Genomic DNA, 3,193 nt, shown 5'->3' with positions numbered 1-3,193 from the left:
GTGGGGAGACGCAGCGGGGGCGGCGCCGGGGACGCCGCGATCACATAGTGTAGTTATACCATCACACAGCGCCCCGGGTCAGCGGTCGACGGCGCAGGTGTCCCTGTTGAGCGAGAATCTGCTCGGCAGTGACGTGTCGCCCGTGTGGTTGGCGAGATAGCCCAGCGTGACGCTGCCGCCGGGCGCGATCGACGCGTTGTGGCCGGCGTTGACCGCGATGACGATGTCGCCGCTCTGGGTGAGGTCGGTGTTCCAGTCGGAGACGATGCTCTGCCCCTGCGGAAGGGGGAAGCGCAGCGTCCATCCGTCGATCGGCGTGGTGCCGGTGTTGGTGACGATGAGGTCGACGGTCATGCCGCCGCCCCAGGTCCGCGTGGTGTGCCCGATCAGGCAGGTCGGCTCCGCGCGTTCGAACGAGACGCGGTGCAGGCCACCGGGAAGGTCGTTGACGACGTACAACTCGCCCTGCGCCGTGGCGCCGAACGCGGTGACCTGCGTCGGCGTCTGGCCGATCTCGGCCTGGAGATAGCCGCCCGCGCCGTCCTCACGCAGCGCCCACACGGTGGAGGAGCAGTAGTCGGTGGCGATGTAGGTGCCGCCGACCAGGTCGGCGAACTCCTCGCCGTGGTAGACCTGCCCGCCGATGACCGCGCAGCCGCCGGTGTGCGGGGAGTAGGTGAAGACCGGCTCGGTGTACTCGGCGTCGGAGCGGCACTGGGTCTCGTCGAACACCTCCAGCCCTTCGTAACAGGACCAGCCGAGGTTCGCGCCGGCCTGCCGTCCCGGCTTGACGTGGTTGATCTCCTCCCAGCGGCCCTGGCCGACGTCGGCGATCCACATCGAGCCGTCCGCGGGGTCGATGGAGAACCGCCACGGGTTGCGCCCGCCGTACATCCAGATCTCCTCGCGGGCGCCCTCGACGCCGGCGAAAGGATTGTCCTGCGGTACGCAGTAGGCCAGGTCGCCGCAGCTCCGGCTGACGTCGATGCGCAGGATCTTGCCCAGCAGGGTGTCCACGCGCTGCCCGGAGTCGAACGGGTCGCCGGAGCCGCCGCCGTCGCCGATGCTCATGTACAGGTTGCCGTCGGTGCCGAAGGTGATCTGGCCGCCGTTGTGGTTGCTGTTCTCGGCGTGCTCCTGGGACAGCAGAGGTTCGAGGCCGGCGTCGTCCAGCGCGTACCGCGCCAGGGTCACCGCGCCGTCCGGCAGCGCCGTGTAGGCCAGGTACAGGTCGTGGCTCTCGGCGAAGTCGGGCGCGAGGGCGATGCCGAGCAGCCCGCGCTCGTTGCCCGATTCGTCCACCGACGCGGTGATGTCGATGATCGGGGTCGCGTCGAGACCGGTGTCCGGGTGGTAGACCCGCACGGTCCCGCGTTTCTCGGTGATGAACAGCCGGTCCGTCCCGTCGTCGGGCGCGGCGATGGCGGTGGGGCGGCGTAAACCGAAGGCGACCTGGGTGGTGACCGTGTTGATCTCCTCCAGCGGCACCTCGGAGGCGGCCGGGACGGACGGGGACGTCGCCGCGGCGACCGGTGGGGTGAGCACGCCCACGGGGGCGAGCAGCGGCAGGGTGAGGGCGAGCAGTGCGGGGGCGGCCCAGCGTTTTCCTGGCATGGCGGGACTCCAAGAGGCGAGGCGTCGTCGGATCGGACGGTAGCGGCTCACCCGCCGTCCCAACCAGGGCGGCGATCATGACGTACGCACGTAGCCGCCGCGCCAGCTCGTGGGCGTTCTCTGACCTGCGGTGATGCGGGAACGTTCCGGCACCCCGCCACCGGCCGAATGAAACGTACATCGCCGCACGCTTCACACGGGTGGGGGCAGGCGGTCAGGCGTCGGGGTCGACCTCGGGATGCGTGAACCGCACGGGCTTGCCCAGCGACCGGGCGTAGGCGATCTCGGCTCGGGTGCTGTCTCCGACGTAGTCGCCGACCACGAGCACCTCATCAGCGAGCCGGATCTTCGCCCGGTGCAGATCGTCGAGTCGAACCTTCAGCGCCTCGGCCTCGACGGGATCGGACCAGAGCTCGTGCGGCGACTTCATGTCACAACCCGGCTTGACGACGATCCTTCCGGCTGTGGTCTCCCGCAGCTCGGCCTCGGTCATCTCGATCATGAAACGAGTGGAGCCGCAGATCACGACGATACGCGGGAGGCTCAGCCGCTTCTTCGCGTCGGCGAGTACCTCCTCGGGGGTGAGCGGTCGCGGATATGACACTGGTTCCTCCTGGTGGCGTGGTCCAAGGGGTGCCTGCGGAGGGGACGAAAGCGTCCCGTGCACAGGCGAGGGTTGCAGGTGCGGAGGTCCGCCGTCCGGGGGTGGGCCGGTCATGGGTGAAGGCGGGGTGCTCCGTGCGGTGGCGTGGCCGCGGCCGCAGGCGTCCCCTGGTCAGTCCGGCAGGACGGGTGGGGTGCCGTGGGGGCGCCGCGCAGGGTGGTGACGGCCTCGTCGAGGCCAGGGCGGGCCGCCGGATAGGTGACCGCGTCGCCGTCCTGGCCGAGTTCCTCGATGAGCGTGTTGCCGCCGATCTGCTTCTCAGAGGGTGTGCCCACGATCTCTCCCCGAACCGATGTGCCGACACGATGTCATGATGCAGGTGACGCTTGCGACCGGCTCAACGGACGACCGGACCGCCGTCCGGGACAGTCCGGCCGCTTCCGCCGTCAGAGCGGGGGGCGGTCGCGGAGCAGGGCGGCCAGTTCCACCCGCGAGGTCACGCCCAGCTTGGGGAAGGCCTTGTAGAGGTGGTAGGCGACCGTGCGAGGGCTGAGGAACAAGTGCGCGGCGATCTCCCGGTTGCTGGCGCCGGTGGTCGCCATCCGCACCACCTGGAGCTCCTGGGGGGTGAGTGCGGCCAGTCCGGCCGTGGCCGTGGCGCCGGGCAAGATGATCGCCGCGGCCACGGCAGCCCGCCCGAAGTGATCGCCCGCGCGATCCTGCGCGCGCTGACCGCGCCACGCCCGGCGACCCGGTATCCCGCGGGCGGGCACGCCAAGCTGCTCACCAAGCTGCCCCGGCTGCTGCCCGACCGCCTGCTCGACTGGCTCTTCCTGCGGATGCTCGGAGTGACTCCTCCGCTCCCTGAAGGGAGCGGCTTCTCGCTAAGCCGCTTCCGAAGCCTGGCGAAGGGCAAGCCCTGCCCTGAGGATGTTGACCGCCGCGTTCACGTCGGCGTGCGCGGTATGCCCGCAC

The 3,193-nt window shown here is 70.2% G+C and carries 4 protein-coding genes and 1 pseudogene; 1 reads left to right on the top strand and 4 read right to left on the bottom strand.

Annotation, left to right across the window (positions count from 1 at the left end; all coding sequences use genetic code 11):
- Nucleotides 1-78: 78 nt before the first annotated feature.
- The 4 genes from E1295_RS47740 to E1295_RS47725 form a co-directional block, all read right to left on the bottom strand.
- Nucleotides 79-1,614, bottom strand: coding sequence for a PQQ-dependent sugar dehydrogenase (locus tag E1295_RS47740; protein ID WP_132641977.1), 1,536 nt, complete (start codon nt 1,612-1,614; stop codon nt 79-81).
- Nucleotides 1,615-1,828: 214 nt separating this feature from the next.
- Nucleotides 1,829-2,218 (bottom strand): hypothetical protein, encoded by a 390-nt coding sequence (locus E1295_RS47735; protein WP_132641975.1) that lies wholly within the window; start codon nt 2,216-2,218, stop codon nt 1,829-1,831.
- A gap of 110 nt (nt 2,219-2,328) precedes the next feature.
- Nucleotides 2,329-2,553 (bottom strand): hypothetical protein, encoded by a 225-nt coding sequence (locus tag E1295_RS47730; protein WP_132641973.1) that lies wholly within the window; start codon nt 2,551-2,553, stop codon nt 2,329-2,331.
- A 111-nt stretch (nt 2,554-2,664) separates the two neighbouring features.
- Nucleotides 2,665-2,904: a helix-turn-helix domain-containing protein gene (locus tag E1295_RS47725; RefSeq protein WP_425465409.1), complete on the bottom strand. Its 240-nt coding sequence runs from the start codon at nt 2,902-2,904 to the stop codon at nt 2,665-2,667.
- A 15-nt stretch (nt 2,905-2,919) separates the two neighbouring features.
- Between E1295_RS47725 and E1295_RS49565 the strand changes: the two are divergent.
- Nucleotides 2,920-3,193 (top strand): annotated as a pseudogene (locus tag E1295_RS49565) (hypothetical protein); the annotation flags it as partial.

Origin of the sequence: Nonomuraea mesophila (genome assembly GCF_004352805.1) — a bacterium.
GTDB classification, from domain to species: domain Bacteria; phylum Actinomycetota; class Actinomycetes; order Streptosporangiales; family Streptosporangiaceae; genus Nonomuraea; species Nonomuraea longispora.
This window is presented reverse-complemented; position numbering and strand designations above follow the sequence as displayed.